Source organism: Janthinobacterium sp. GMG1 (genome assembly GCF_034427795.1).
Taxonomy (GTDB): Bacteria; Pseudomonadota; Gammaproteobacteria; order Burkholderiales; family Burkholderiaceae_D; genus Janthinobacterium.
The window spans coordinates 24,605-45,185 of sequence record NZ_JAXQNT010000009.1 but is presented as its reverse complement, the minus strand read 5'-3'; the positions used below and the strand labels follow the sequence as shown (position 1 = coordinate 45,185).

Sequence of the window (20,581 nt, the reverse complement as noted above, 5' to 3'; positions counted from 1 at the left end):
GCATTCTTTGCCATGAGAATTACTTATCAACACTGCCGTGGCGCGCCAGAGTGTTGCTATTCTTCCAGTGTTGCTTCCAGCAAGTCGATTTCGCGCAGCAGGCGCAAATGGATGGTGTCGTCCAGTTCACCCGAAATGCGGCGGCGGAACAGTTCGTCCCGCTCCGCATTCAGCGCTTCCAGGCGCAGCGCGCGCTCGGCCTTGGCCAGTTCCTGCAGCCGCATCGCCTCGTCGTTGCTGCTTTCGCCGTACGCGAGGCGGCGCCGGTAGGCTTCGATCAGGCGGTTGGCCGCTTCCGTGACGACTTGCTGCTTGTCATTCTTGTCGATGCCCTCGCACACTTTTTCCAGCCGCGCGATGGCCGCTTCGGCCGCGGCGGCGCGGGCATTGCGTTCTTCCGTCGAGCGGCGCGCGGGCGGCGCGAACACCAGGCCCTTGGTCAGCAGGGGCAGGGTGACGCTGGCCAGCAGCAGCGACAATAAAATCACGCCCATGGCCAGGAAGATGACGAGGTCGCGCGCGGGAAAGCGCGTGCCGTCTGGCAAGAACAAGGGCAGGGTCAGGATGCCGGCCAGGGTCAGCGCGCCGCGCACGCCCGCGAACGACGCCACCAGCAGCAAGCGCAGGCTGGGACGGGCCAGCAGCGCCGCGTCCTTCGGTTCGCCCGCCATTTTCTTGTGGTGCTTGAACAGGGTCAGTTTCATGGAAATGAAGACCCACAGGAAGCGCATGAAGGTCAGCCCCACGGTGATGGCGATGACGAACAGGGGCAGTTTCCAGGCGCTGCCGGCGCCGATTTCGGCGGAGGCGGCCGGCAAGCCGGCAACGGTGGTGGGCAGCTGCGCGCCCAGCATGACGAAGATCACGCCATTCAAGACCAGTTGCACGGTATCCCACACGGCTTTGCGCTGGGTGCGCGTGGCGGCCAGCGGGCGCCCGATCAGGTCGGCGTAATGCATGGACACGCCCGCCGTGGCGGCGGCCAGGATGCCGGAACCGTGGATTTGCTCGGCGCCCAGGTAGGCGGCGAACGGGATCAGGATGCTGATGAGGATTTGCAGGCCAGGCTCTTCGCCGACCTTGCTCACCAGCCATTTATTTGCCAGACCCACGCCCCACGAGATGGCCAGGCCGATGATGATGCCGCCGCCCGCTTCCTGCAGGAAACTCAGCGAGGCGGCGCCGATGGAAAAGCCGCCCGTCATCATGGCGCCTACGGCAAACGTGAAGCATACCAGGCCCGACGCGTCGTTCAGCAGGGATTCGCCTTCGAGGATGTGCATCAGGCGCGGCGGGATCGGGTTGCCGGCGGCGATCGCCGAGACGGCCACGGGGTCCGTCGGCGACAGGATGGCGCCCAGCGCGAAGGCGACGGCCAGCGGCACGCTGGGAATCAGCCAGTCGATGAAAAAGCCCATGCCCAGCACGGTAAACAGCACCAGGCCGATGGCCAGCATCAGGATCGAGCGCGCGTCGGAAAAGAAGGCGCCCTTGGGAATGCGCCAGCCATCGAGAAACAGCAGCGGCGGAATGAAGAGCAGGAAGAAAATGTCGGGATCGAGCGGCACTTGCACGCCAAACACGGCCAATCCCGTGCCGCCGGCAATCTGGATCAGCGGCAGCGGCAGCTTGACCCAGCGCGAGCGGGCGAGAAAGCCGCACAGGACGACGGTCAACACGAGGATGAGGATGATGGTAACGGTATGCATGAAGGAGCGGCGGCGTGCTGAAACGCTGATTATAAGGCGCAGCCCGCCTGCAGGCATCGCCTGCGTGTCATTGCGTACATACAACAAGTCACAATCGCGGTAAGATTGTCACTGTGGCCCTGTTGCCGCCGCCATTGGCCGGCGGCCCATGCGCCTTGCTTTTACCCTGGCCTTTACTTTTCACTGGTTCCTGTTTTGCTCAAGAAAATCTTCACCGGCCTCGTGCTGTCGCTGGCATTGCTCATCGTGGCGGCCCTGTCCGCGTATCTGTATTACTGGCGCCCCGCGCTGGCGCCCATCGATCCGCCTGCCGCCACGGCCTTTTCCCCGCAAGTGGTGGAGCGGGGCCGCATCCTGGCGGGCATGGGCAATTGCGCCGCCTGCCATACGGCCAAGGGCGGCGCCGAGTACGCGGGCGGCCACGGCCTGGCCACGCCGTTCGGCACGATTTATGCGACGAATATCACGCCCGACAGGCAAACGGGCATCGGCCGCTGGTCGCTGGCCGCCTTCCAGCGGGCCATGCGCGAAGGCGTGGGCCGCGATGGCGCCCATTTGTATCCCGTCTTTCCGTACACCCATTTCAACCTCGTCTCGGACACGGACTTGACGGCCTTGTACGCGTATTTCATGACGCGCCCGCCCGTGTACGCGGCCGCGCCCGCCAACAGCGTGCCGTTCCCCCTGAACTTGCGGCCGCTACAGGCGGGCTGGAAGCTGCTGTTTTTTAAGCCAGCGACGTTCCAGCTTGATCCTGCGCAAGGACTGGACTGGAACAGGGGCCGCTATCTGGCCGAAGGCCTGGCCCATTGCGCCGCCTGCCACACGCCGCGCAATGCGCTGGGCGCCGAGCTTGCCGGTTCGTCGTATCTGGGCGCGCCCATCAACCACTGGTATGCGCCAGCCTTGACCAGCGCCAACACGGCGCCCTTGCCTTGGACGCAGGACGAACTGTATGCCTTCCTGCGGACGGGCGCGACGGCCTTGCACGGCGTGGCGGCCGGACCCATGTCGGCCGTTGTGCACGAAGGCATGGGCGCTTCGCCCGATAGCGATATCCGCGCGCTGTCCGTGTATTTTGCCGGCCTGGCCGGGGCGGAACAACGCCAGGTCGATACTGATACCGTGGTGAAAGCTGGCATCGAGCGCTCGCAGCGCGTCAGCCTGGTCGACAACGACCGCGGCGCCAGCCTGTACGTGGCCGCCTGCGCGTCGTGCCATTCGAACAGCGACGGCCGGCCCGTGGCCCTGCGCCCGGAACTGAGCCTGAACAGCGCCGTCAGCGCGCCCGATCCTGCCAACCTGATCCAGGTGATATTGCACGGCATCAGCAAGGATGACGCCATGCCCGGCGTGCTGATGCCCGGCTTTGCCGCCTCGCTGACAGACAATGACGTGGCCCAGCTGGCCGCCTATCTGCGCCGCAGCCGCAGCCACCAGCCGGCCTGGACGAATCTGGAAGCGGCCGTGACGCGCGCGCGTGCCGGCAAGTAATCTCTGAAAATTTCTTATGTATAACACTCATGTATAACCTTATTGTCAATGGACAGCCCTTCGGCACCGAGGCCGACGCCGAGACGCCCCTGCTGTGGGTGCTGCGCGATGAAGTCCATTTAAAGGGCACGAAGTTTGGCTGCGGCATCGGCATGTGCGGCGCCTGCACCGTGCACGTGGATGGCCGCGCCATGCGCTCGTGCATCACGCCGATTGCCGCCGTGGCCGGCTGCGCCGTCACCACCATCGAAGGCCTCTCGCCCGATGGCACGCACCCTTTGCTGCGGGCGTGGCTGGCCACGCAGGCGCCCCAGTGCGGCTATTGCCAGTCGGGCCAGATCATGCAGGCGGCCACCTTGTTGCAAGACTATCCGCAGCCGACGGATGCGAATATCGATGCCGTCATGAGCGGCAACCTGTGCCGCTGCATGGCGTATGTGCGCATCCGCAAGGCGATCAAGCTGGCGGCCGGCATGCAGGAGGCGCCCGGTGCTTAAGTTGCCGAAAGAAAATTCTGCTGCCCGTCCCAGCTCGCTGGGGCGGCGCGGTTTCCTGATCGCCGCTGCAGGCACCGGTTTTACTCTGGCCTTCTTGCGCGCTGACAGCTCCCTGGCCGCCGGCAAGGCGGCATCCGTGCCGCCCGCGAAGCCCTCAGCACCCGTGTTCGACCCCAGCATCTGGTTCCATATCGGCGTCGATGGCATGATCACCGTCAATATCGCCAAGGCGGAAATGGGCCAGCATATCGGCACGGCCCTGGCGCGTATCGTTGCCGAGGAGCTGGAGGCGGACTGGAGCAAGGTGCGCCTGCATTACGTGGATACGGACCCGAAATGGGGACTGATGGTGACGGGCGGCAGCTGGTCCGTGTGGCAGAATTTCGATCCGCTCAGCCGTGCCGGTGCGGCCGGCCGCCTCGCGCTGGTCGAGGAGGGCGCGCGCCTGTTGCGCGTGCCTGTGTCCGCCTGCCACGCCAGACTGGGCGTCGTGCATGGCCGGGGGCGGTCGATCAGCTATGGCGACATCGTGCGCCGTGGCAAGCTGGCGCGCCAGTACACGTCCGAGCAACTGAAAGCCATCGTGCTCAAGACGCCGCCGCAGCGCAGCCTGATCGGCCAGCAGGTGCAGGCGCTCGACATCCCCGCGAAAATCAATGGCACGGCCGTGTATGGAATCGATGCGGAAATCGAGGGCATGCTGTTTGCGCGTCCGAAGATCCCGCCCACGCGCTACGGCTCGAAAGTGGTGTCCATCGATGATACGGCCGCGAAAAAGGTCAAGGGCTACCTGCGCTCGTTCGCCTTGCAAGACCCCAGCGGCACAGTGCCCGGCTGGGTCATGGTGGTGGCCGAAACGTATGCGGCCGCCATGCGCGCGGCCGACCTGGTGCAAGTGAAATGGCGGGCCGGCCCGGCGGCCCACGTGGCGGAGCAGGATATTCTCAACTATGCCACCAAGCAGCTGGCCGATGCCAGCCTGGGCGCCCGCGTGGTCGATGATGATGGCGTGGAGCAAGCGTTCAAGGATGCCAGCCTGCAACTGGAACGCCACTATACGACCAGCACCGTGTTGCATTTCCAGCTGGAACCGGTGAATGCCCTGGCGCAGGAAATCGACGGCGTCTGGCACATTCATGCGGGCAATCAGTGGCAATCGCTGATCCTGCCCGTGCTGGCGCAAGCGTTGAACGTGCCGGAAAGCAAGGTGATGCTGCACACCTATCTGCTCGGCGGCGGTTTCGGGCGGCGCCTGAATGGCGATTATTGCGTGCCGGCCGCGCTGGCGGCGCAAGCCGTGGGGCGCCCCGTCAAGATGATTTGCACGCGGGCCGACGACGCCCGTTTCGATTCGCCCCGTTCGCCGTCCGTGCAGCATGTGCGCATGGCGTTCGACGCCGCCGGCAAGGTGTCGGCCATGGTGCACGAGGCCAGCGCGGGCTGGCCCACGCAAGCGATGATTCCCGCTTTCCTGGCCAAGGATAAGCAGGGTCATCCGTACGACCCGTTCGCCATCGCCGGCGCCGACCACTGGTACACGGTGGGCGCGCAGCGCGTGCGGGCCGTGTCGAACGACCTGGCCAACAGCAGTTTCCGCCCCGGCTGGCTGCGCTCCGTGGGGCCGGGCTGGACGAATTGGGCTGTGGAAAGTTTCATGGACGAGGCGGCGCAGGCGGCCAAGGTCGATCCGCTGGCGTTCCGGCTGTCCTTGCTGCAGGCCACGGGGAGAAATGCGGGCAGCGCGCCGAACGCCGTCGGCGGCGCCGCGCGCCTGGCCCACGTGCTGCAGCGGGTGGCGGACAAGGCCGGCTGGGGTACGGCCATGCCGCCCGACACGGGCCTGGGCATCGCCGCCACCTTCGGCCAGGAACGCGACATGCCCACCTGGACGGCGTGCGTGGCGCGAGTCAAGGTCGATCGCAGCACTTGCATGGTGAAAGTCGAAAAGCTGTTCATGGTGATCGACGCGGGCAGCATCGTCGATCCCGATGGCGCGCTGGCGCAGGCGGAAGGGGGCGCCCTGTGGGGCGTGAGCATGGCCTTGCATGAGGGAACGGCTTTCCTGAACGGCGAAGTGAAGGATACCAATCTGAATACCTACACGCCCTTGCGCATGGCCGACGTGCCCGAGCTCGATATCGAATTTGTGGTCAGCACGGCAACGGCGACGGGCATGGGCGAACCGCCCACGACAGCCGTGGCGCCGGCGATCGGCAACGCCATCTTCGCCGCCGTGGCTTCGCGCGTGCGGCATTTGCCGATCCGCCCGGAAGCCGTGCTGAAGGGGCTGGACCGGCACGGCGCCGTATAGTCTTGCCTTCCTGGCGGCGAGGCGTGAACGGCCGCGCAGGAATGGCCGTGGGCTGCTACACTGAGCTTAGTCGCCCGGGGCATGCAGGCTGTCCCCCGGCCCGGCAAGATCAGCGTAAAATCAGCGCACAGCTTGACTTCAGCTTTAGCTTGATCCCAGCTCGATTGCGGAGGCAACCATGCAAGAACAATTTGTCAGCATTACGGCCGATGAACTTCAAATGGATGGCGTGCTTGACATGCCCGAGCGGCCGGTGGGCATCGTCCTGTTTGCCCACGGCGCAGGCGCCGACAGCGACTACCTGGGCGCCTCCAGCCATGCCACTTCCCAGGATTTTTTGCGAGCGGGCATCGCCACCCTGCGTTTCGACCAGGGCGGTGTCGGGCCTGGCGGCGGCAGCAATGGCCACGCGTATTTCGTGCGCAGCGATATCGTGCTGCTGGCGCGCCAACTGGAAAAAGCCCTGGGCTGGCTGCAGCTCGACGCATCCACGCGGCGCTTGCCCTGCGGCCTGTACGGCTATGGCACCAGCGCTGCCGTCGTGATGCAGCTGGCGGCCTGGCGCAGCGCGGAAATCGCCGCGCTGGCCGTCTGCGATGGCCAGGTGGAAATGGCCGGCAAGGCGGCGCTGGAAAACGTGCGCGTGCCATCGTTGCTGATCGTGGGCGGGCGCGACCCCGACGTGGCCGGCCTGAACCGCATGGCGTTCGCCACCTTGCGCTGCGACAAACAACTGGAACAGATCGCCGCGCCTGGCGGCCCCGACACGCGTCACCAGGCGGCCCTGCTGGCCACGGACTGGTACACGCGCCATTTCAACGGGCATACCAGCACGGCGCAGTAGCGCAGCAGATCAGGCGGCGCGCAAGTTCTTCGCATGGAAGCGCACATGCTCTTCCATGAAGCTGGCGATGAAGTAATAGCCGTGGTCGTAGCCGGCATGGCGGCGCAGCCGTAATGGCTGGCCGGCGTCGCGGCACGCCGCTTCGAATACTTCGGGGTACAGTTGCTCCGGTAAAAACTTGTCGGCCAGGCCCTGGTCGATCAAAATGCCGTTAGGAAACAGTGCCGGTTTGCCTTGCAGGCCGCGCATCAGCGCGCTGGCGTCGTACTGTTGCCAGCTGGACTCATCGCTGCCCAGGTAGCCCGTGAAAGCCTTTTTCCCCCACGGACACTCGCTCGGTGCGGCGATGGGGGCGAAGGCGGATACGGAGCGGAACAGTTCCGGGTTGCGCAAGGCCAGCACCAGCGCGCCATGGCCGCCCATCGAGTGGCCGAAAATACCTGTGCGTTGCGCATCGATCGCCAGTTCCTGTTCCAGCAGGGCGCGCAGTTCCAGCAGGTAGCTATACATCCGATAATGGCTGCTCCACGGCGTCTCGGTGGCGTCCACGTAAAAGCCGGCGCCCACGCCGAAATCCCAGGAGTCGCTTTCGCCCGCAATGTTCGCGCCACGGGGGCTGGTGTCGGGGGCGATCAGGATCACGCCTTCCTCGGCCGCCACGCGCTGCGCGCCGCCCTTGATCATGAATGTTTCTTCCGTGCAGGTCAGGCCCGCCAGGTAAAACAGGGCAGGGCGCTTGGTGCTGACTGTGGCGCCTGGCGCCGTGTCGGGAATGAAGGCCGAGAAACGCATGGGCAAGCCGATGGCTTGCGCGTCGTGGCGATAAAAGCGTTGTACGCCGCCAAAACAGGCGTGTTCACTCAACAGTTCCAGCATGAATTCTCCTCGTTAATCGCACAGTATAGCGAGAGCGGCGCAGCGCCGGCACGGGATCAGCCCAGCATGGCCGCTAATGCAGGCAAGATGTCTTGTGCCGGGGCTTCGGTCTTGAAGGTCAGTAAATGGTCGGCGCGCGTCTTGCCCAGGTTGATGGCGGCCACAGGCTTGCCCGTTTCGGCCGCCATGCGGCACAGGCGAAAGCTCGAATACACCATGACCGATGAACCCACTACCAGCAGGGCGCTGGCCGTGCGCATCTTGCTTTCGGCTTCGGCCGCGCAGGCGGCGGGCACGCCATCGCCGAAAAACACCACGTCGGGCTGCAAGGTGCCGCCGCAGCGGGGACAGACGGGCAGGTGGAAGGTGGCCAGCTGCGATGGTTCCAGCAAGGCGTCGCCATCGGGCGCCGGCGTGGCCGTGGCGCCCAGCAGTTGCGGATTGTCATGTTCGAGCTGATCCTGGATCAGGCGGCGCGTGTGGCGGGTCCGGCAATCGAGGCACACCACGCCATGTATGCTGCCGTGCAACTCCGTGACGGCTGGGCTGCCAGCCTGCTGATGCAGGCCATCCACGTTCTGCGTGACCAGGCCGCCTATTCTCCGGCGCTGGGCCAGTTGCGCGATGGCCAGGTGACCGGGATTCGGCGTGGCGCGCGCCAGGGTTGGCCAGCCGACCATGCTGCGCGCCCAGTAGCGGCGGCGCACGGCTTCCAGGCGGCGAAAATCGGGGCCTTGCACGGGTGCGTTGCCGCGCCGCACGCCTTGCGTGTCGCGGTAGTCCGGTATGCCGGACGCCGTGCTGATGCCGGCGCCCGTCAGCAGCAGCACGTCGGGATGGCGCTGCAGGAACTGCGCCAGCTGCTCAAGGGCAAGAGCGTCGCTGGCGGGCTGCTGGCTGGCGAAGGAAAAATTTTGCATGATGCGCCATGCTAACCGAAAAGCACGACGCCGTTGCAAGGGTGATGTTTATTCCAGCTTCATGCCGAAACGCTGCAGCCGCGGCTGCCAATGGTCCTGGATATTGGCCGAGACGAGGATGCGCTCGGCCTTGCCGATCAGTAATTCACGTGGCACGAAGCCGAAATAGCGCGAGTCGGCGCTGTTGTCGCGGTTGTCTCCCAGCATGAGGAAATGGTCGGCCGGCACCGTCACGGGGGCGAAGCTGCGCGCCGCGCCCGTCATTTGCGGCAAGACCTGGATGCGGTGCTGTTCGGTCTGGTTGCGTTCGCTGATGCGCTGGGCCGTCAGCTGGCCCACGTGGGCGATGGTTTCCGGCGCCGTGTCGAGCGCAGTGTACTGGGCGGGCTGGCCATTGATGACCAGCTGCTCGTTGCGCATTTCCACCGTGTCGCCGGGCAGGGCGATGATGCGCTTGATCAATCGCGTGCCGTCTTTCGGCGAAGAAAAGGTGACGATGTCGCCCTGCTGCGGTTCGCCCAGGCGCTGCAGCACGATATCGGTGAGCGGCACTTTCAGGTTGAAGGCCAGGCGGTTGACGAAGACCACGTCGCCTTCGAGCAGGTTGGGGCGCATCGACGCCGACGGTATGGGATTCCAGTCCGCCACGGCCGTGCGGAACACGCCGAACAGCAGGAGGAACATCAAAAAACCTTTGTTGGCGCGCATCCATGTGCTCATGTCGGCTCTTTCGCTGGGCTGTGCCCGTGATGGTGAAGGGGGCGCCATTGCTGCTGGCGCCATATCACGATGCACGGCGAGGCTGAAGCCAGTCTTAAATCACGCCAATGCGCGCGCCATGGCGTACCGCTGTTGCGTGCATGCATCACTACGCCGGTATCAAGGGTGCTGGCACGGTGTCTGCGTGTCGTCGCCGTTCCGCAGGCGCTTGCCGTGCAGGTCATCCCACAGTTCGCCGAGCGCCACCAGCAAGCCGCCGCCCACGAAGGGGATCGCCACCAGCCATGGCATGCTGTCGAGCCATGGCCCCAACACGATGGCCGAGACCACGGCGATGACGATGGCACTGCACCAGAAGCGGCGCGGATGCCGCAGGATCAGCAGGTAGTGAAAGTCGTTCATACATCCTCCTTGGTGAGCATGCGGAACAGCCGGGCGGCCAGGATACTGCTGACGGCAATGACGATGCAGCCGTCCAGGAAAAACAGCACCTTGCCAACCAGGTGCATGCCTTGCACGAGATAGGCGGGCAGTTCCCGCGCTTCCGCCCACTGCGTCATGCGTGCCAGCACGATGGCGGCGGCAAAGATGACGACGGCCAATGCCAGCACCACCAGCACGTGTTCGAACAGGCGTAGCCGCAATTTCATGTTGGACTTGGCAAGGTAGGGAAGATTCCCGAACCTTGAAGTTATCAGTCCAATATCGCACTGCTTTGCGTTTGCACAAAGTCGCCGGTGATAGGATAAAAGTCGTGTTGCTGGCAGAAAAATGCGCCGTCTCAGGCCATGGTTTGCGTGTCGCGCCGTTCAAAATACAGCAAGTCCGACCAGGTATCCTGGAAGCGCATGGCCTTTTCCGAGCGGCCATACTGGTGAAAGCCGTTGCGCTGCATGACGGCGACCGAGCCCAGGTTTTGCGGCCGCGCCGTCGCTTCCAGGCGCCACAGTTCCAGTGGGCCGAAAGCCTCTTCCAGCAACAGGGCGACCACGCGGGTGGCGTAGCCGCGTCCGCCGAACTGTTCGCCTATGCGGTAACCGAGCGTTGCTTTATTGAAATAGGGGCGGGTAACGGCCGTCAGGTTGACCCGGCCGATGATTTGCCCGTCCAGTTTTGCCAGGTACTGGTAGACGAGGTCTTGCTGGCGCTCGCGCTGCGCCTGCTCGATGGCGGCGGCGATGGCTTCCCGGTGATAGTAGGATGACGCGCGCGCCGTGACCCAGTTTTCAAAATACGCGCGATTTTCGAGTTCAAAGGCCAGCAAGGCGGGAAGGTCGCTGCTGGCCGGCGGGTGTAGCTGAAGGCGGTCGAGGTCTGGCATGGGAGCGTGTCAAAAAGCGATGCGCCATTATAATCAGCTGGCGCATTTCGCCGCACACCCGCCTGAATTCATCAAGGAGCAGCATGCTGTCCCATATTTGCCTCGGCACCAATGACTTTCCCCGCGCCTACGCCTTCTACACGGTCTTGCTGGGTGAACTCGATCTGATCGAGAAATTTCATGATCCCGCCCAACCCTGGGCCGGCTGGATGGCGCAGCAGGCGCCGCGCCCCCTGTTCGTGCTGACGGCGCCGCATGACGGCTTGCCGGCCGCGCCCGGCAATGGGCAGATGACGGCCCTCCTGGCGGCCAGCCGCGCCCAGGTGGACCGCAGCTACCAGGCTGCGCTGGCGCTGGGCGCCACGTGCGAAGGGGCACCCGGCTTGCGCCTCCATTACCACGCGAATTACTATGGCGCCTACTTCCGCGACCTCGACGGCAACAAGCTGTGCGTCTGCTGCCACGCCGGGGAGTGATTCAGCGGGGAGCCCAGACGGCGTCTTCCGTCCAGCCCAACTCCGCAAAGTCCTGCGCCCGCTCGTCCGCTTCGCCGGCGCAATAGAATTCGTCGAGCTGGGGCGGTGCGATGCGCGTGCCGGCCAGCATGGCGTGCACTTGCCCCCGGTGGTGGATCTGGTGCTGGAACAGATGCGCCAGCATGCGCAGTCGCGTGTCGACTTGCGGCGTGTCGCGCAGGATCGTCACGGGCCGCGCCAGGTCAAGGTCGCACAGGCTGCGGCAATGGGCGATCAGGCGCGCGTCGGATGCCTGCTGTGCCGCCTGCAGCGTGGCGCAGTCGGTAAATGGCTCGTCCTTTTCAAAGAAGACATAGCAGTCGGCATGCGGCGCTTCGCCGCGCAGCTCGCGCTCGAGCGCATCGAGGTAAAACCAGTCGCATGTGAGGATGTGGTTCAGGGTGGACTGGATGGTGGGAAAAAAGCTGATGCGCGCGGCCTGGAACTCGGCCTCGGTCAGTTCGCCGCAAGCCTTCAGCAGGCGGTGGTTGGCCCAGGCGTTGTTGCAGGCCTGGGTGGTGACGTACTGGGCCAGCATATTGCTCATGATTTACCTTGCAAAGAAGGGTAGCTGCGAGGGCGCCACTGTAGCACTTTGCGGCAGATGGGCAACGCTGGTCACGCCCGCCGTACCGGCACGGCTGTCATCAAGTAAAATCGCGGGGCGGATGTCGCGATAGTGATGCAGATAGGGCTAGAAGAATAAAATGGGTTGGATAGGAAAATTACTGAACGGCGGCGACCAAAAAAACAAGCTTGCGCCCCTCACGGCAGCGGCGGCGCCCGAGATGGCACGGCAGCCAGCCAGCATCACCGAGATCGATGCCATCTACTACCGCTGGCTGGCGGCCGCCGGTTCGGCGCAGGCGACAAAGCAGGCGGAACAGCAGATTCTGGACGAATTGACGCGCCTGGCCCGTGAGCCGATCGCCGGTGCCGCGCTGGTGCCGCGCATTCCGGCCATCATTCCGCAGTTGATGCGGACCTTGCAAAATGAAAACATGAGCGCGGCCGAGCTGTCGCGCCAGCTGGCCCAGGACGTGCTGCTGGTGGCCGAGGTCTACCGCGAAGCGAACCGGCCCCGCTACCATTCGCGCTACAACGCCAGCCCGTCGATCAACAACATGGAAGGCGCCATCATGCTGCTTGGGCAAAACGGCATGCGCATGCTGCTGGCCCGCGTCGCCTTCCGTCCCATCGTCAGCATGCAAAGCGGCGGCTTGACCATACGTACGGCGCCGCTGATCTGGCGCCAGTCCGAGAAATGCGCGCTGGCGGCCAACCTGGTCGCGCCCGCCATGCAGGCCAACGCCTTCGACGCCTATCTGGCTGGATTGCTGGCCAATGTCGGCCTGGTGGTGGCGTTCCGCCTGATCGACCAGATGCATGCGCCCGATGCCTTCCCGCAATCGGACGCCTTCATTGCCCAGGTGTTTGCGCAAGCGCGCATCCTGTCGGTACGGATCGCCGAATTATGGGAGTTTCCCGAGTCCGTGACCCGCGCGATCGGGCAGGCCGGGCAAGCAGATTCCGATGCCGATCCGCAGGCGCAAGCGCTGGCGCTGGGCGACCGCTTGAGCAAGCTGCGCATGCTGGTCGATACGGGCCGCTTTCCTGCCGACGATCCCTTCGTGATGACCGGACTGGGCAAGAGTGAGCTGCTGGTGTTCGACAAGCTGGCCGACGAGGATGACGAGGATGACGAGGAGTGATGGCCGCAGGCCGGTCAACGCCGCGCCACCCCGGTAGCAGGCTCTTGCGGTCAGGGCCGCGATTGTGTAGCAATCTGGCAAGCAATTGAGTGGCCAGCCTGCCACTCGATCCTGTCGTCTGCCCATGCTCCCAGGAGGTTCCTTGCTCCCATTTCGCCAAGCCATCCTTGCCGCCGCGTGTTTTTCAAGCGCGGCCGCTGCCGCGCCCGATACGCTGCCGGTCAAACCGGCCTTTACGCCTTCCGCCTGTGCGGTGCCGGTGCTGCCGGGCGAAAAGATAGAGTGCGGCATGCTGACGGTACCCGAACATCGGGGCAAGGCCGATAGCCGCGCCATCGCCTTGCCGGTCATGATTTTCCGCAGCAGTGCAGCAGCTCCCGCAGCCGATCCCGTCGTGTATCTTCCCGGCGGTCCGGGCCTGAGCAGCATCGACGGGCGCACGAGCGCCAAAGGCAATCCGTTTTTGCTGGAACGCGACCAGATATTGCTGGAAGGACGCGGCAACAAGTTTGCGCAGCCTTCGCTGGCCTGTCCTGAACTGAACGCGCTACGTGCGGCGGATGCCACGCCGGCGGTGCAGACCGAGGCCGTTGCGCGTTGCCGCGCCGCCCTGGTGGCCTCCGGCATCGATCGGGATGGCTACACGTCGGCGGAATCGGCGGACGACCTCGACGACCTGCGCCGCCTGCTCGGCATCGCGCAGTGGAACCTGATCGGCTACTCGTACGGCACGCGCCTGGCCCAGACGGTGCTGGCGCGCCATCCCGAGGGCGTGCGCAGCGTGGTGCTCGACTCCGTGCTGCCGGTCGATATCAACTATGACGAAATGGCCGCCGCGCCGCTGCGGCGCGCCATCGACCTGGTGCTCGACGGCTGCGCGACGGAACCGGCGTGCGACTTGCGCTACCCGGACCTGCGCGGACGTTTCAGCGCCTTGCTTGCGCGCGCCGACCGCGACGGCATTGCGGCGCCAGGACGCGTGCTGCGCCGGCGCGACATCGTCAACGCCCTGGCCGAGGGCTTGCAGCAGCCGGCGCTGATTCCCGCCTTGCCCCGCCTGATCAGCGAAGCGGCGCAGGGCCGCCCGCAAGGCTTGCTGCCATTGCTGCGCAGCGTACCTTCCAGCTTCAACTGGGGGCTGCGCCTGTCGGTCTGGTGCGGCGAGGAAATGCCGTTCGAGCAGCCCGGGCGCATGGCTGCGCAAGTGTCGCCGGCCCTGGGGCTGGGCGGTGTGGATAACCGCACGGCGACACCTGGGATGTGCGGCGCGTGGCGCGTGGCCGCAGCCGCGGCGCAGGCAAACGATGCCGTGAAAAGCGACGTGCCGGTGCTGATACTGGCCGGCGAATTCGATCCCGTGACGCCGCCAGCCTGGGGCCGGCGCCTGCTGCGCAGCATGCCCAATGCGCGTTTCGTGCAGATACCGGGCCAGGCGCATGGCGCCATGTTCAACCGCTGCGGCGGGCAGCTGACGCTGGCCTTCCTGCGCGACCCGCGTGCACCCTTGAATTTCGATTGCGTGGCCAGGATGCCGGGACTGGTGTTTGCTGCCGATTAGCGCGCAAAATACAGTTCGTGCAGGTGCTCGAGGTCGACCTCATCGGCTTTTTGCGACAGCGCCACCTTGCCGCTTTGCATCAGGTAGACGTGGTCGGCCACGCCCACGGCCCGCGCCGTATTCTGCTCGACGAGGATGATGGTGCGCTTGCCGTCGTTCAGGCGCGCGAGGATCTCGAACAGCTCGTTGACCACCAGCGGGGCCAGGCCCAGCGAAGGTTCGTCGATGATGAGCAGCGACGGATCCGACATCAATCCCCGCGCCATGGCCAGCATCTGCGCCTCGCCGCCGGACAGTGATCCGGCCAGCTGCTTGCGCCGTTCGTGCAGGCGCGGGAACATGGCGTAGGCTTCGGCCAGGCGCGCCGGCATGTGGCTGCGGTGCTCCTTCGGAAACGCGCCCATGATCAGGTTTTCTTCCACGCTCATGTCGCGAAACGTCATGCGTCCTTCCGGGATCATCGTCACCCTCGCGTCGCTCATCTTCCACGTCGGCGTGCCGTTGATGGACTGGCCATCGAGCGCGATGCTGCCCGCGCCCACGGGCAGCAGGCCCATGATGGCGCGCAGCAGGGTGGTCTTGCCGGCCCCGTTCGGGCCGATGATGGTGGTCAGCTTGCCCTTCTGGATCGACAGCGAGACATCCCACAGCACATTGATGGCGCCATAGCCGGCGCGCAGGTTTTCTATCTCAAGCATGGGCTGCCCCTGTATAACTTTCGATCACGGCCGGATCGCGGAAGACGGCGTCCGGCGTGCCGTCGGCGATCAGCTGGCCAAAATTGAGCACGGCCACGCGCTGGCACAGATTGCTGATGGTCTCGATATCGTGCTCGATCATGACGATGCCCACGCCAAAGGCGGCATGCAAGTCCTTCAGCATGCCCATGAAGCGGCGCTTGCCGTTCGTTTCCAGACCGGCCAGCACTTCGTCCAGCAGCAGCAGCTTCGGGTTCGTCGCCAGCGCCTTGGCCACTTCCAGCGCTTTCAACTCCGTCAGCGCCAGTTCGCTGGCCGCGTCGCGCTGCGCCTTGTCCGCCAAGCTCGTGAAATCGAGGATTTCATCGATCTTGCGCTGGTCTACCTTGCCGGTGCCGAAGCGCTGCGCCACGACGAGGTTTTCGCGCACCGTCAGTTCATGCATCGGTTGCGGAATCTGGAAGGTGCGGCCCAGCCCCAGGCGCGCGCGCTGGTACATGGGCGTGGCCATGATGTCGCGTCCCTCGAAGCGGATGCCGCCGCTGGTGGGGCGCACCAGGCCGGAAATCGCATTGAACAGGGTGGTCTTGCCGGCGCCATTCGCACCCACGAGGCCGATCACGTCGTGGCTGCCCACCTTTAACGTGACGCTGTCGACGGCCGTCAGGCCGCCGAAGCGCACGGACACATTATCGAGTTCAAGCATGTGCTTTCTCCTTCGCGTTGAACAGTTTGCGGAGCAGCGGCAGCAAGCCGTTCGGACTGAAGACGATCATCGCCACCAGCAGCACGCCCAGCACCAGCTGGTGGCCCGTGGGGATCAGCGACTTGAAGATCAGCTGGTCGACCAGGTAGACCACCACGGCGCCCAGCACGGGGCCGAGTATCGTGCGGTAGCCGCCGAAGATGGCCGCCACGATCGGTAGTGTCACCCACAGGCTGTTGAAGGCGTAGTCCGGCTCCAGGAAGTTGATGTAATGGGCGTTGAAGGCACCGAACAGGCCCGCCATGAAGGCCGATACGAGCAGCATCGCGCCTTTCAGCAAGGTGCTGTTGACGCCGACGACGCGCGTGGCGTCTTCGCTGTCGTGCATGGCGCGCAGGGCGATGCCGTAGTGGCTGGCGCGGATGCGGCTGTAGGCGAACGCGCATGCCACCACCAGCGTCAGCACCACCAGGTAGGCACCCGTCTTGCTGGCCAGATCGAAGCCGAAGACGGTGGGCAAGGCCGGGATATTGTTGATGCCGCCGGCGCCGCCCGTCACCGAGCTCCATTCCGTGGCCAGGATGCGGAAGATGTGCGCGTAGGCGAGGATGGCCAGCGCAAAATACGGCCCGCGCAGGCGCAGCACGGGCAGCATGATGATGGCGGCGATGGCCGCGCCCGCACCGCCCAGCAGCATGGCGGCAAACACGGGCAAGCCCAGTTTCACGGTGGCCAGCGCGGAGACATACGCGCCCACGCCGAAGAAGGCGGCATGGCCGAAGCTGACCATGCCGCCCAGGTTGCCCAGCAGGGCCCAGGACATGGCCACGCCGCCGATGATCAGGGCGGCAACCACCATGCTCATCACATACTGGTTGCCGCCCAAGGCCAGCGGCACGGCGATATAGGCGGCCAGCAGCAGGCCCGCCGTGGAGATCAGTGTCGAGCGCTTCATCCGCGCCTCCGTTGTGCGCCGAACAAGCCGTTCGGCATGATGAACAGCACCAGCAGGAACAGCACCATGCCGGACAATTCCTGCAGCGCGGAGCTGGCTAGGGTGACGGTCAGGGCTTCGGCCACGCCCAGCAGCACGGCGGCCAGCAGCACGCCGGGAATCGAACCGATGCCGGCCAATACCGTGATGATGAAGGCTTTCACCGTCAGCGCGCCGCCGTAGGCGGGCTGGATCACGCCATAGCTGAACAGGGCGACGCCGGCGAAGGCGGCCAGGATGCCGGCGACCAGAAACGACACCAGTTCCGTGCGGCCCGGATCGATGCCCATCAGCTTGGCCGCGTCGCGGTTGCTGGACACGGCGCGCACGGCGCGGCCATACCAGCTGGTGGCCAGCCAGCGCCACAGGGCCGCCATCAGCACCAGGCTGACGCCAAAGAAAATCACTTCGCTGCGCATGCTGAAGAACGGACCGATCTCGATGCCTTCCTGCAGCCAGCTCGACGACGTCGAACGGATGTCGGCCTTCCAGACCAGCAGGATGAAATTGGTGAGGATGACGCCGATGCCGTAGGTGAGGATCAGCGAATTGATTTCGCGGTCTTTCTTGATGCGGCTGACGATCAGGTAGACGCCCACGGACGTGAGGCTGACGATCACCAGTGCGATGGGAATGGCGAACATGGGGCCCAGGCCCAGTCCCGATTCCACGCTGTAGGCGATGTAGGCGGCCAGCAGCACCAGTTCGCCGTGCGCCAGGTTGATCACTTTCATGGTGCCGAAGACCAGCGCCAGTCCCAGTGCGATCAGGGCGTAGGAGCCGCCCTGCAGCAAGCCCGAATACAGGGCTTGCAAGATTAATTCTGTCATGTCGTCATCCCGTCAGGCAGCCCAAGGACATCGCGAAGATGCGCCAGGGCTGCCGTTCATCGGTGCACGCCCGGCAGGCGTGCGCGTGTGCAGCGGGAGGCTGCTGTTACCAGGGCAGGGCGGGATAGGCCAGCTTGCCCGTCGCGTGTTCCTTCGGCCAGACGATCACCACTTTCTTGTCCTGGTGCTGGGCCATGCGGTGCACGAAATTCTGGTTGTCGCCATTGGCGGCAAACTGCACCCGGCCGATCAGGGTTTCGCGGTCCGTCTTGCGCATTTCCTCGGCCACGCCGCCTTTCTTGAGCGTGCCCTTGTCGGCCGCGCGCGCGATGGCTTCGAACAGCAGCATCGACTGCACATAGCCGAACTGGCCCAGGTAGTCCGGCTCCTTCTTGTACAGCTGCTTGTAGGCGTCGCTGAAGGCCTTGCCGTCGGCTGTCTTGAATTCGGTGGGGAAGGGCAGCAGGGCCGTGCCGAATACATTCGGCATCAGGTCGGGGAAGTCGGCCGCCATTTTCGGCGTTGCCAGCGACCACACGCCCACCATGGCCTTGATCTTCGGCTTCAGGACGCGGGCGGCGCGGATGATGCCCACGTAGTCGTTTTCGTAGCCGACCATGGCCACGACTTCCGATTTATCCTGCAGCTTGATCTTGTTGATGATGGGCTTGAAGTCGGTAATGGCCGGGTCGAACGAGTGCGTCGTCACTTTCACGCCCTTGGCCGCCAGGGCCTTTTCCACATCCTTGGCCAGGCCCGTGGTGGCGTCCTTGGTCGAATACACGATGGAGACGGATTTCGCGCCCACGTCGTGCAGCAATCCCAGCATGGCTTTTTCGTAGCCGGCCGTGTTATTGATGCGGAAAAAATTCTTGCGCCCGCTGGCCACCAGGCTGTCGTCCACGCCGCCCGAAGTGATATAGACGAGGCCCAGTTTATTCGCCGTGTCCGAGGCGGGCGAGATATTGTTCGAGCCATAGCCGCCCGTGATGGCCACCACGCCCTGGCTGGCCAGCTTTTCCACGGCGGCGATGGCTTTGGCGGGCGCCGATTCGTCGTCGACGGTGATGATCTTGATGGTGTGCTTGCCGTTGGTCTTGTTGAAGACTTCGGCCGCGACCATGATCCCCTCCTGCATGCCGGCGCCGACCCGCGCCAGGTTGCCCGTCAGCGGGATTTCTGCGCCGACCAGGAATTCGTCGGCGCTGGCCTGCGTCATCCAGGCGCTGGCAACCAGCGCTGCCATGGCGATGCGTGTGTAGGTGCGTTTCATCGTGTCTCCTCCGGTGATGTGGCTTGGTTTTATTGTCGGTTCTGGTACTGCATGGTCAACTCATCGTGCATTCTGCGCCATTTGCCGCAGCTGCCCCTTTAAAATCTTGCCCGTGGCGGCGGCCGGCAGCGCTTCCATGACGATGATGGCGGACGGGCATTTGTATGGCGACAGGGTCTGCGCCAGCCAGGCCTGCAATTGTGCCACGCTGGCGGGCTGGCGCGGGTCCAGTTCCACATAGGCGATGACGTCCTCGTTGCCATCGGCCGTGGTGCGTCCCACCACGGCCGACTGCACCACGGACGGGTGGGCGTTCAGGGCCGTTTCCACTTCCAGCGGATACACATTGAAGCCGGAGCGGATGATCAATTCCTTGGTGCGGCCGACGATGAAGAGGGCGCCGTCCGGGTCCTGGCGCGCCATGTCGCCCGTATTGAGCCAGCCGCCGTCGCGCATGGTGGCCGCCGTCATGGCCGGTTCGCGGTAATAGCCAGCCATGATGTTTGGCCCGCGTATCCACAATTCGCCCGGCTCGCCCGGCGCCACGTCTAGGCCGTCGACGCTCACCACGCGCACTTCCACGCCCGGTATCGGCATGCCGACGGAATCGTCGCGGCGCGGCGTTTCCAGGCGCGTCTGGCTGATGGTGGGCGCGCTTTCCGTCATGCCATAGCCATTGTGCAGCGCGGTGCCCAGCAGCTTTTCCACCTCGTGCTTGAGCGACGGCGCCAGCGGCGAGCCGCCCGCATACGCAAAGCGCAGCCGCGTCGGCAGCGGGGTATCGGCGCCGCCCAGGGTTTGCAGCAGCTTGGCGTACATGGCCGGCACCCCCTGCACGATGGTCAGGCCGTCATCCGTCAAGGCCGAGAGCAGGCCATCGACGGAAAAGCGCGGCACCAGGTACAGGGCGGCGCCCGCATACAGGGTGCCCAGGGCCACCGAGGCCAGGCCGTACACGTGCGAAATCGGCAGCACGCCATAGGCGCGGTCGGTGCGCGTCAGGCCGCGCAAGGTGCTGGAGACAGCGGCGATGAACAGCAGGTTGCGGTGCGTGAGCATCACGCCTTTGGACTGCCCCGTGGTGCCCGTCGTGTAGATCAGCGCGGCCACCTGTTCGTTGCCGGGCACGCAGGCTTCCGGAATGGACGCTTCGTTCAACTCTCCCGCCAGCAGCTCGCCCATGCCATCGACGGTGACGGGGCTGGCGCCGCGCCGCGCCGCGTGCGCGGCCGCTTCCGGCGAGGCGCCGGCCAGGAACAGCACGCGCCGCGCGGAACTGTGCGTGGCGATGGTGTCGATCTCGCGCGCCGACAGCCGGGCATTGACGTTGACGATCCACGCGTCGATGCTCGCGGCAGCAAAAATCAGCGCCACCTGCAGCGCGCCGTTTTCGCCCACCACCATCAGGCGGTCGCCTGCGCGCACGTCCAGCTGGCGCAGCAGCTGCGCTGCACTTTCCACGCCATGCTGCAGCTGCGCGTAGGTCCAGCTGCAGCCACCTTCATGCAGCGCCGGCGCGTCCGGCGCACGCGCGGCCCAGTAGGCGGGAATGGCCGACAGGCGCGCCGGCAAGCCGGCCAGCAGGGAAGGGATGTCCATCGCG

At 65.1% G+C, this 20,581-nt stretch carries 21 protein-coding genes; 7 read left to right on the top strand and 14 right to left on the bottom strand.

What is annotated here, in order from left to right; genetic code table 11:
- Positions 1–56: 56 nt before the first annotated feature.
- On the bottom strand, positions 57–1,709 hold the full coding sequence (locus SJI03_RS21725) for a Na+/H+ antiporter (RefSeq protein ID WP_034782883.1): 1,653 nt from the start codon (positions 1,707–1,709) through the stop codon (positions 57–59).
- A 195-nt stretch (positions 1,710–1,904) separates the two neighbouring features.
- Here SJI03_RS21725 and SJI03_RS21720 point away from each other — a divergent pair, with 195 nt between their 5' ends.
- From SJI03_RS21720 to SJI03_RS21705, 4 genes are all read left to right on the top strand, one after another.
- Positions 1,905–3,203, top strand: coding sequence for a c-type cytochrome (locus SJI03_RS21720; RefSeq protein WP_322428543.1), 1,299 nt, complete (start codon positions 1,905–1,907; stop codon positions 3,201–3,203).
- 29 nt (positions 3,204–3,232) lie between these two features.
- Positions 3,233–3,700 carry a (2Fe-2S)-binding protein gene (locus SJI03_RS21715; protein WP_099379633.1) on the top strand — a complete coding sequence of 156 codons (468 nt, stop codon included), beginning with the start codon at positions 3,233–3,235 and terminating at the stop codon, positions 3,698–3,700.
- The gene (locus SJI03_RS21710; RefSeq protein ID WP_322428542.1) at positions 3,693–6,011 is read left to right on the top strand and encodes a xanthine dehydrogenase family protein molybdopterin-binding subunit; all 2,319 of its coding nucleotides are present in this window, start codon (positions 3,693–3,695) and stop codon (positions 6,009–6,011) included. The genes SJI03_RS21715 and SJI03_RS21710 overlap by 8 nt, the downstream gene beginning before the upstream one ends.
- A 178-nt stretch (positions 6,012–6,189) precedes the next feature.
- A complete protein-coding gene (locus tag SJI03_RS21705) occupies positions 6,190–6,855 on the top strand; it encodes a dienelactone hydrolase family protein (protein ID WP_099379631.1) in 666 nt (221 codons plus the stop codon).
- Between the two features lie 9 nt (positions 6,856–6,864).
- On the opposite strand, the gene fghA is transcribed toward SJI03_RS21705, so the two are convergent.
- The 6 genes from fghA to SJI03_RS21675 form a co-directional block, all read right to left on the bottom strand.
- Positions 6,865–7,731, bottom strand: a complete 867-nt coding sequence (gene fghA / locus SJI03_RS21700) for an S-formylglutathione hydrolase (protein WP_322428541.1) — start codon at positions 7,729–7,731, stop codon at positions 6,865–6,867.
- A 56-nt stretch (positions 7,732–7,787) separates the two neighbouring features.
- The gene (locus SJI03_RS21695) at positions 7,788–8,651 is read right to left on the bottom strand and encodes an NAD-dependent protein deacetylase (RefSeq protein WP_322428540.1); all 864 of its coding nucleotides are present in this window, start codon (positions 8,649–8,651) and stop codon (positions 7,788–7,790) included.
- A gap of 48 nt (positions 8,652–8,699) precedes the next feature.
- Positions 8,700–9,371 (bottom strand): signal peptidase I, encoded by a 672-nt coding sequence (gene lepB, locus SJI03_RS21690; protein WP_322428538.1) that lies wholly within the window; start codon positions 9,369–9,371, stop codon positions 8,700–8,702.
- A gap of 159 nt (positions 9,372–9,530) precedes the next feature.
- Positions 9,531–9,773 (bottom strand): hypothetical protein, encoded by a 243-nt coding sequence (locus tag SJI03_RS21685; protein ID WP_099379627.1) that lies wholly within the window; start codon positions 9,771–9,773, stop codon positions 9,531–9,533.
- Positions 9,770–10,021, bottom strand: a complete 252-nt coding sequence (locus SJI03_RS21680) for a hypothetical protein (protein WP_322428537.1) — start codon at positions 10,019–10,021, stop codon at positions 9,770–9,772. The genes SJI03_RS21685 and SJI03_RS21680 overlap by 4 nt, the downstream gene beginning before the upstream one ends.
- 131 nt (positions 10,022–10,152) lie before the next feature.
- Complete coding sequence (locus tag SJI03_RS21675) at positions 10,153–10,692, bottom strand: GNAT family protein (RefSeq protein WP_322428536.1); 540 nt, start codon at positions 10,690–10,692, stop codon at positions 10,153–10,155.
- 83 nt (positions 10,693–10,775) lie between these two features.
- On the opposite strand from SJI03_RS21675, the gene SJI03_RS21670 reads away from it, so the two are divergent.
- On the top strand, positions 10,776–11,168 hold the full coding sequence (locus tag SJI03_RS21670; RefSeq protein WP_322428535.1) for a VOC family protein: 393 nt from the start codon (positions 10,776–10,778) through the stop codon (positions 11,166–11,168).
- A gap of 1 nt (position 11,169) precedes the next feature.
- On the opposite strand, the gene SJI03_RS21665 is transcribed toward SJI03_RS21670, so the two are convergent.
- A complete protein-coding gene (locus tag SJI03_RS21665) occupies positions 11,170–11,754 on the bottom strand; it encodes a DinB family protein (RefSeq protein ID WP_322428534.1) in 585 nt (194 codons plus the stop codon).
- Positions 11,755–11,995: 241 nt separating this feature from the next.
- Between SJI03_RS21665 and SJI03_RS21660 the strand changes: the two genes are divergently transcribed.
- Together SJI03_RS21660 and SJI03_RS21655 are read left to right on the top strand one after the other, a co-directional pair.
- A complete protein-coding gene (locus tag SJI03_RS21660) occupies positions 11,996–12,919 on the top strand; it encodes an HDOD domain-containing protein (RefSeq protein ID WP_322428533.1) in 924 nt (307 codons plus the stop codon).
- Positions 12,920–13,061: 142 nt separating this feature from the next.
- On the top strand, positions 13,062–14,477 hold the full coding sequence (locus SJI03_RS21655) for an alpha/beta hydrolase (RefSeq protein WP_322428532.1): 1,416 nt from the start codon (positions 13,062–13,064) through the stop codon (positions 14,475–14,477).
- Here SJI03_RS21655 and SJI03_RS21650 read toward each other — a convergent pair.
- The 6 genes from SJI03_RS21650 to SJI03_RS21625 all read right to left on the bottom strand — a co-directional run bounded on the left by SJI03_RS21650 (position 14,474) and on the right by SJI03_RS21625 (position 20,577).
- Entirely contained in the window at positions 14,474–15,175 is a 702-nt protein-coding gene (locus SJI03_RS21650) for an ABC transporter ATP-binding protein (RefSeq protein ID WP_099379620.1), read from the bottom strand. The two genes, SJI03_RS21655 and SJI03_RS21650, sit on opposite strands and share 4 nt — an antisense overlap.
- Positions 15,168–15,881, bottom strand: coding sequence for an ABC transporter ATP-binding protein (locus SJI03_RS21645; protein ID WP_322428531.1), 714 nt, complete (start codon positions 15,879–15,881; stop codon positions 15,168–15,170). The genes SJI03_RS21650 and SJI03_RS21645 overlap by 8 nt, the downstream gene beginning before the upstream one ends.
- A complete protein-coding gene (locus tag SJI03_RS21640; RefSeq protein WP_322428530.1) occupies positions 15,874–16,836 on the bottom strand; it encodes a branched-chain amino acid ABC transporter permease in 963 nt (320 codons plus the stop codon). The genes SJI03_RS21645 and SJI03_RS21640 overlap by 8 nt, the downstream gene beginning before the upstream one ends.
- Positions 16,833–17,705: a branched-chain amino acid ABC transporter permease gene (locus tag SJI03_RS21635; RefSeq protein WP_099379617.1), complete on the bottom strand. Its 873-nt coding sequence runs from the start codon at positions 17,703–17,705 to the stop codon at positions 16,833–16,835. The genes SJI03_RS21640 and SJI03_RS21635 overlap by 4 nt, the downstream gene beginning before the upstream one ends.
- Before the next feature lie 106 nt (positions 17,706–17,811).
- Positions 17,812–18,978 carry an ABC transporter substrate-binding protein gene (locus SJI03_RS21630; protein WP_322428529.1) on the bottom strand — a complete coding sequence of 389 codons (1,167 nt, stop codon included), beginning with the start codon at positions 18,976–18,978 and terminating at the stop codon, positions 17,812–17,814.
- 60 nt (positions 18,979–19,038) lie between these two features.
- A complete protein-coding gene (locus SJI03_RS21625) occupies positions 19,039–20,577 on the bottom strand; it encodes a class I adenylate-forming enzyme family protein (RefSeq protein ID WP_322428528.1) in 1,539 nt (512 codons plus the stop codon).
- Positions 20,578–20,581: the final 4 nt, after the last annotated feature.

Excerpts from the sequence above, each read along its gene's own strand:
- SJI03_RS21695 (WP_322428540.1), bottom strand. The coding sequence starts at position 8,651 with ATGCAAAATTTTTCCTTCGCCAGCCAGCAGCCCGCCAGCGACGCTCTT.
- SJI03_RS21715 (WP_099379633.1), top strand. The coding sequence starts at position 3,233 with ATGTATAACCTTATTGTCAATGGACAGCCCTTCGGCACCGAGGCCGAC.
- SJI03_RS21640 (WP_322428530.1), bottom strand. The coding sequence starts at position 16,836 with ATGAAGCGCTCGACACTGATCTCCACGGCGGGCCTGCTGCTGGCCGCC.
- SJI03_RS21685 (WP_099379627.1), bottom strand. The coding sequence starts at position 9,773 with ATGAACGACTTTCACTACCTGCTGATCCTGCGGCATCCGCGCCGCTTC.
- SJI03_RS21645 (WP_322428531.1), bottom strand. The coding sequence starts at position 15,881 with ATGCTTGAACTCGATAATGTGTCCGTGCGCTTCGGCGGCCTGACGGCC.
- SJI03_RS21665 (WP_322428534.1), bottom strand. The coding sequence starts at position 11,754 with ATGAGCAATATGCTGGCCCAGTACGTCACCACCCAGGCCTGCAACAAC.
- SJI03_RS21660 (WP_322428533.1), top strand. The coding sequence starts at position 11,996 with ATGGCACGGCAGCCAGCCAGCATCACCGAGATCGATGCCATCTACTAC.
- lepB (WP_322428538.1), bottom strand. The coding sequence starts at position 9,371 with ATGAGCACATGGATGCGCGCCAACAAAGGTTTTTTGATGTTCCTCCTG.
- SJI03_RS21675 (WP_322428536.1), bottom strand. The coding sequence starts at position 10,692 with ATGCCAGACCTCGACCGCCTTCAGCTACACCCGCCGGCCAGCAGCGAC.
- SJI03_RS21680 (WP_322428537.1), bottom strand. The coding sequence starts at position 10,021 with ATGAAATTGCGGCTACGCCTGTTCGAACACGTGCTGGTGGTGCTGGCA.
- SJI03_RS21725 (WP_034782883.1), bottom strand. The coding sequence starts at position 1,709 with ATGCATACCGTTACCATCATCCTCATCCTCGTGTTGACCGTCGTCCTG.
- SJI03_RS21705 (WP_099379631.1), top strand. The coding sequence starts at position 6,190 with ATGCAAGAACAATTTGTCAGCATTACGGCCGATGAACTTCAAATGGAT.
- SJI03_RS21630 (WP_322428529.1), bottom strand. The coding sequence starts at position 18,978 with ATGAAACGCACCTACACACGCATCGCCATGGCAGCGCTGGTTGCCAGC.
- SJI03_RS21625 (WP_322428528.1), bottom strand. The coding sequence starts at position 20,577 with ATGGACATCCCTTCCCTGCTGGCCGGCTTGCCGGCGCGCCTGTCGGCC.
- fghA (WP_322428541.1), bottom strand. The coding sequence starts at position 7,731 with ATGCTGGAACTGTTGAGTGAACACGCCTGTTTTGGCGGCGTACAACGC.
- SJI03_RS21635 (WP_099379617.1), bottom strand. The coding sequence starts at position 17,705 with ATGACAGAATTAATCTTGCAAGCCCTGTATTCGGGCTTGCTGCAGGGC.
- SJI03_RS21670 (WP_322428535.1), top strand. The coding sequence starts at position 10,776 with ATGCTGTCCCATATTTGCCTCGGCACCAATGACTTTCCCCGCGCCTAC.
- SJI03_RS21650 (WP_099379620.1), bottom strand. The coding sequence starts at position 15,175 with ATGCTTGAGATAGAAAACCTGCGCGCCGGCTATGGCGCCATCAATGTG.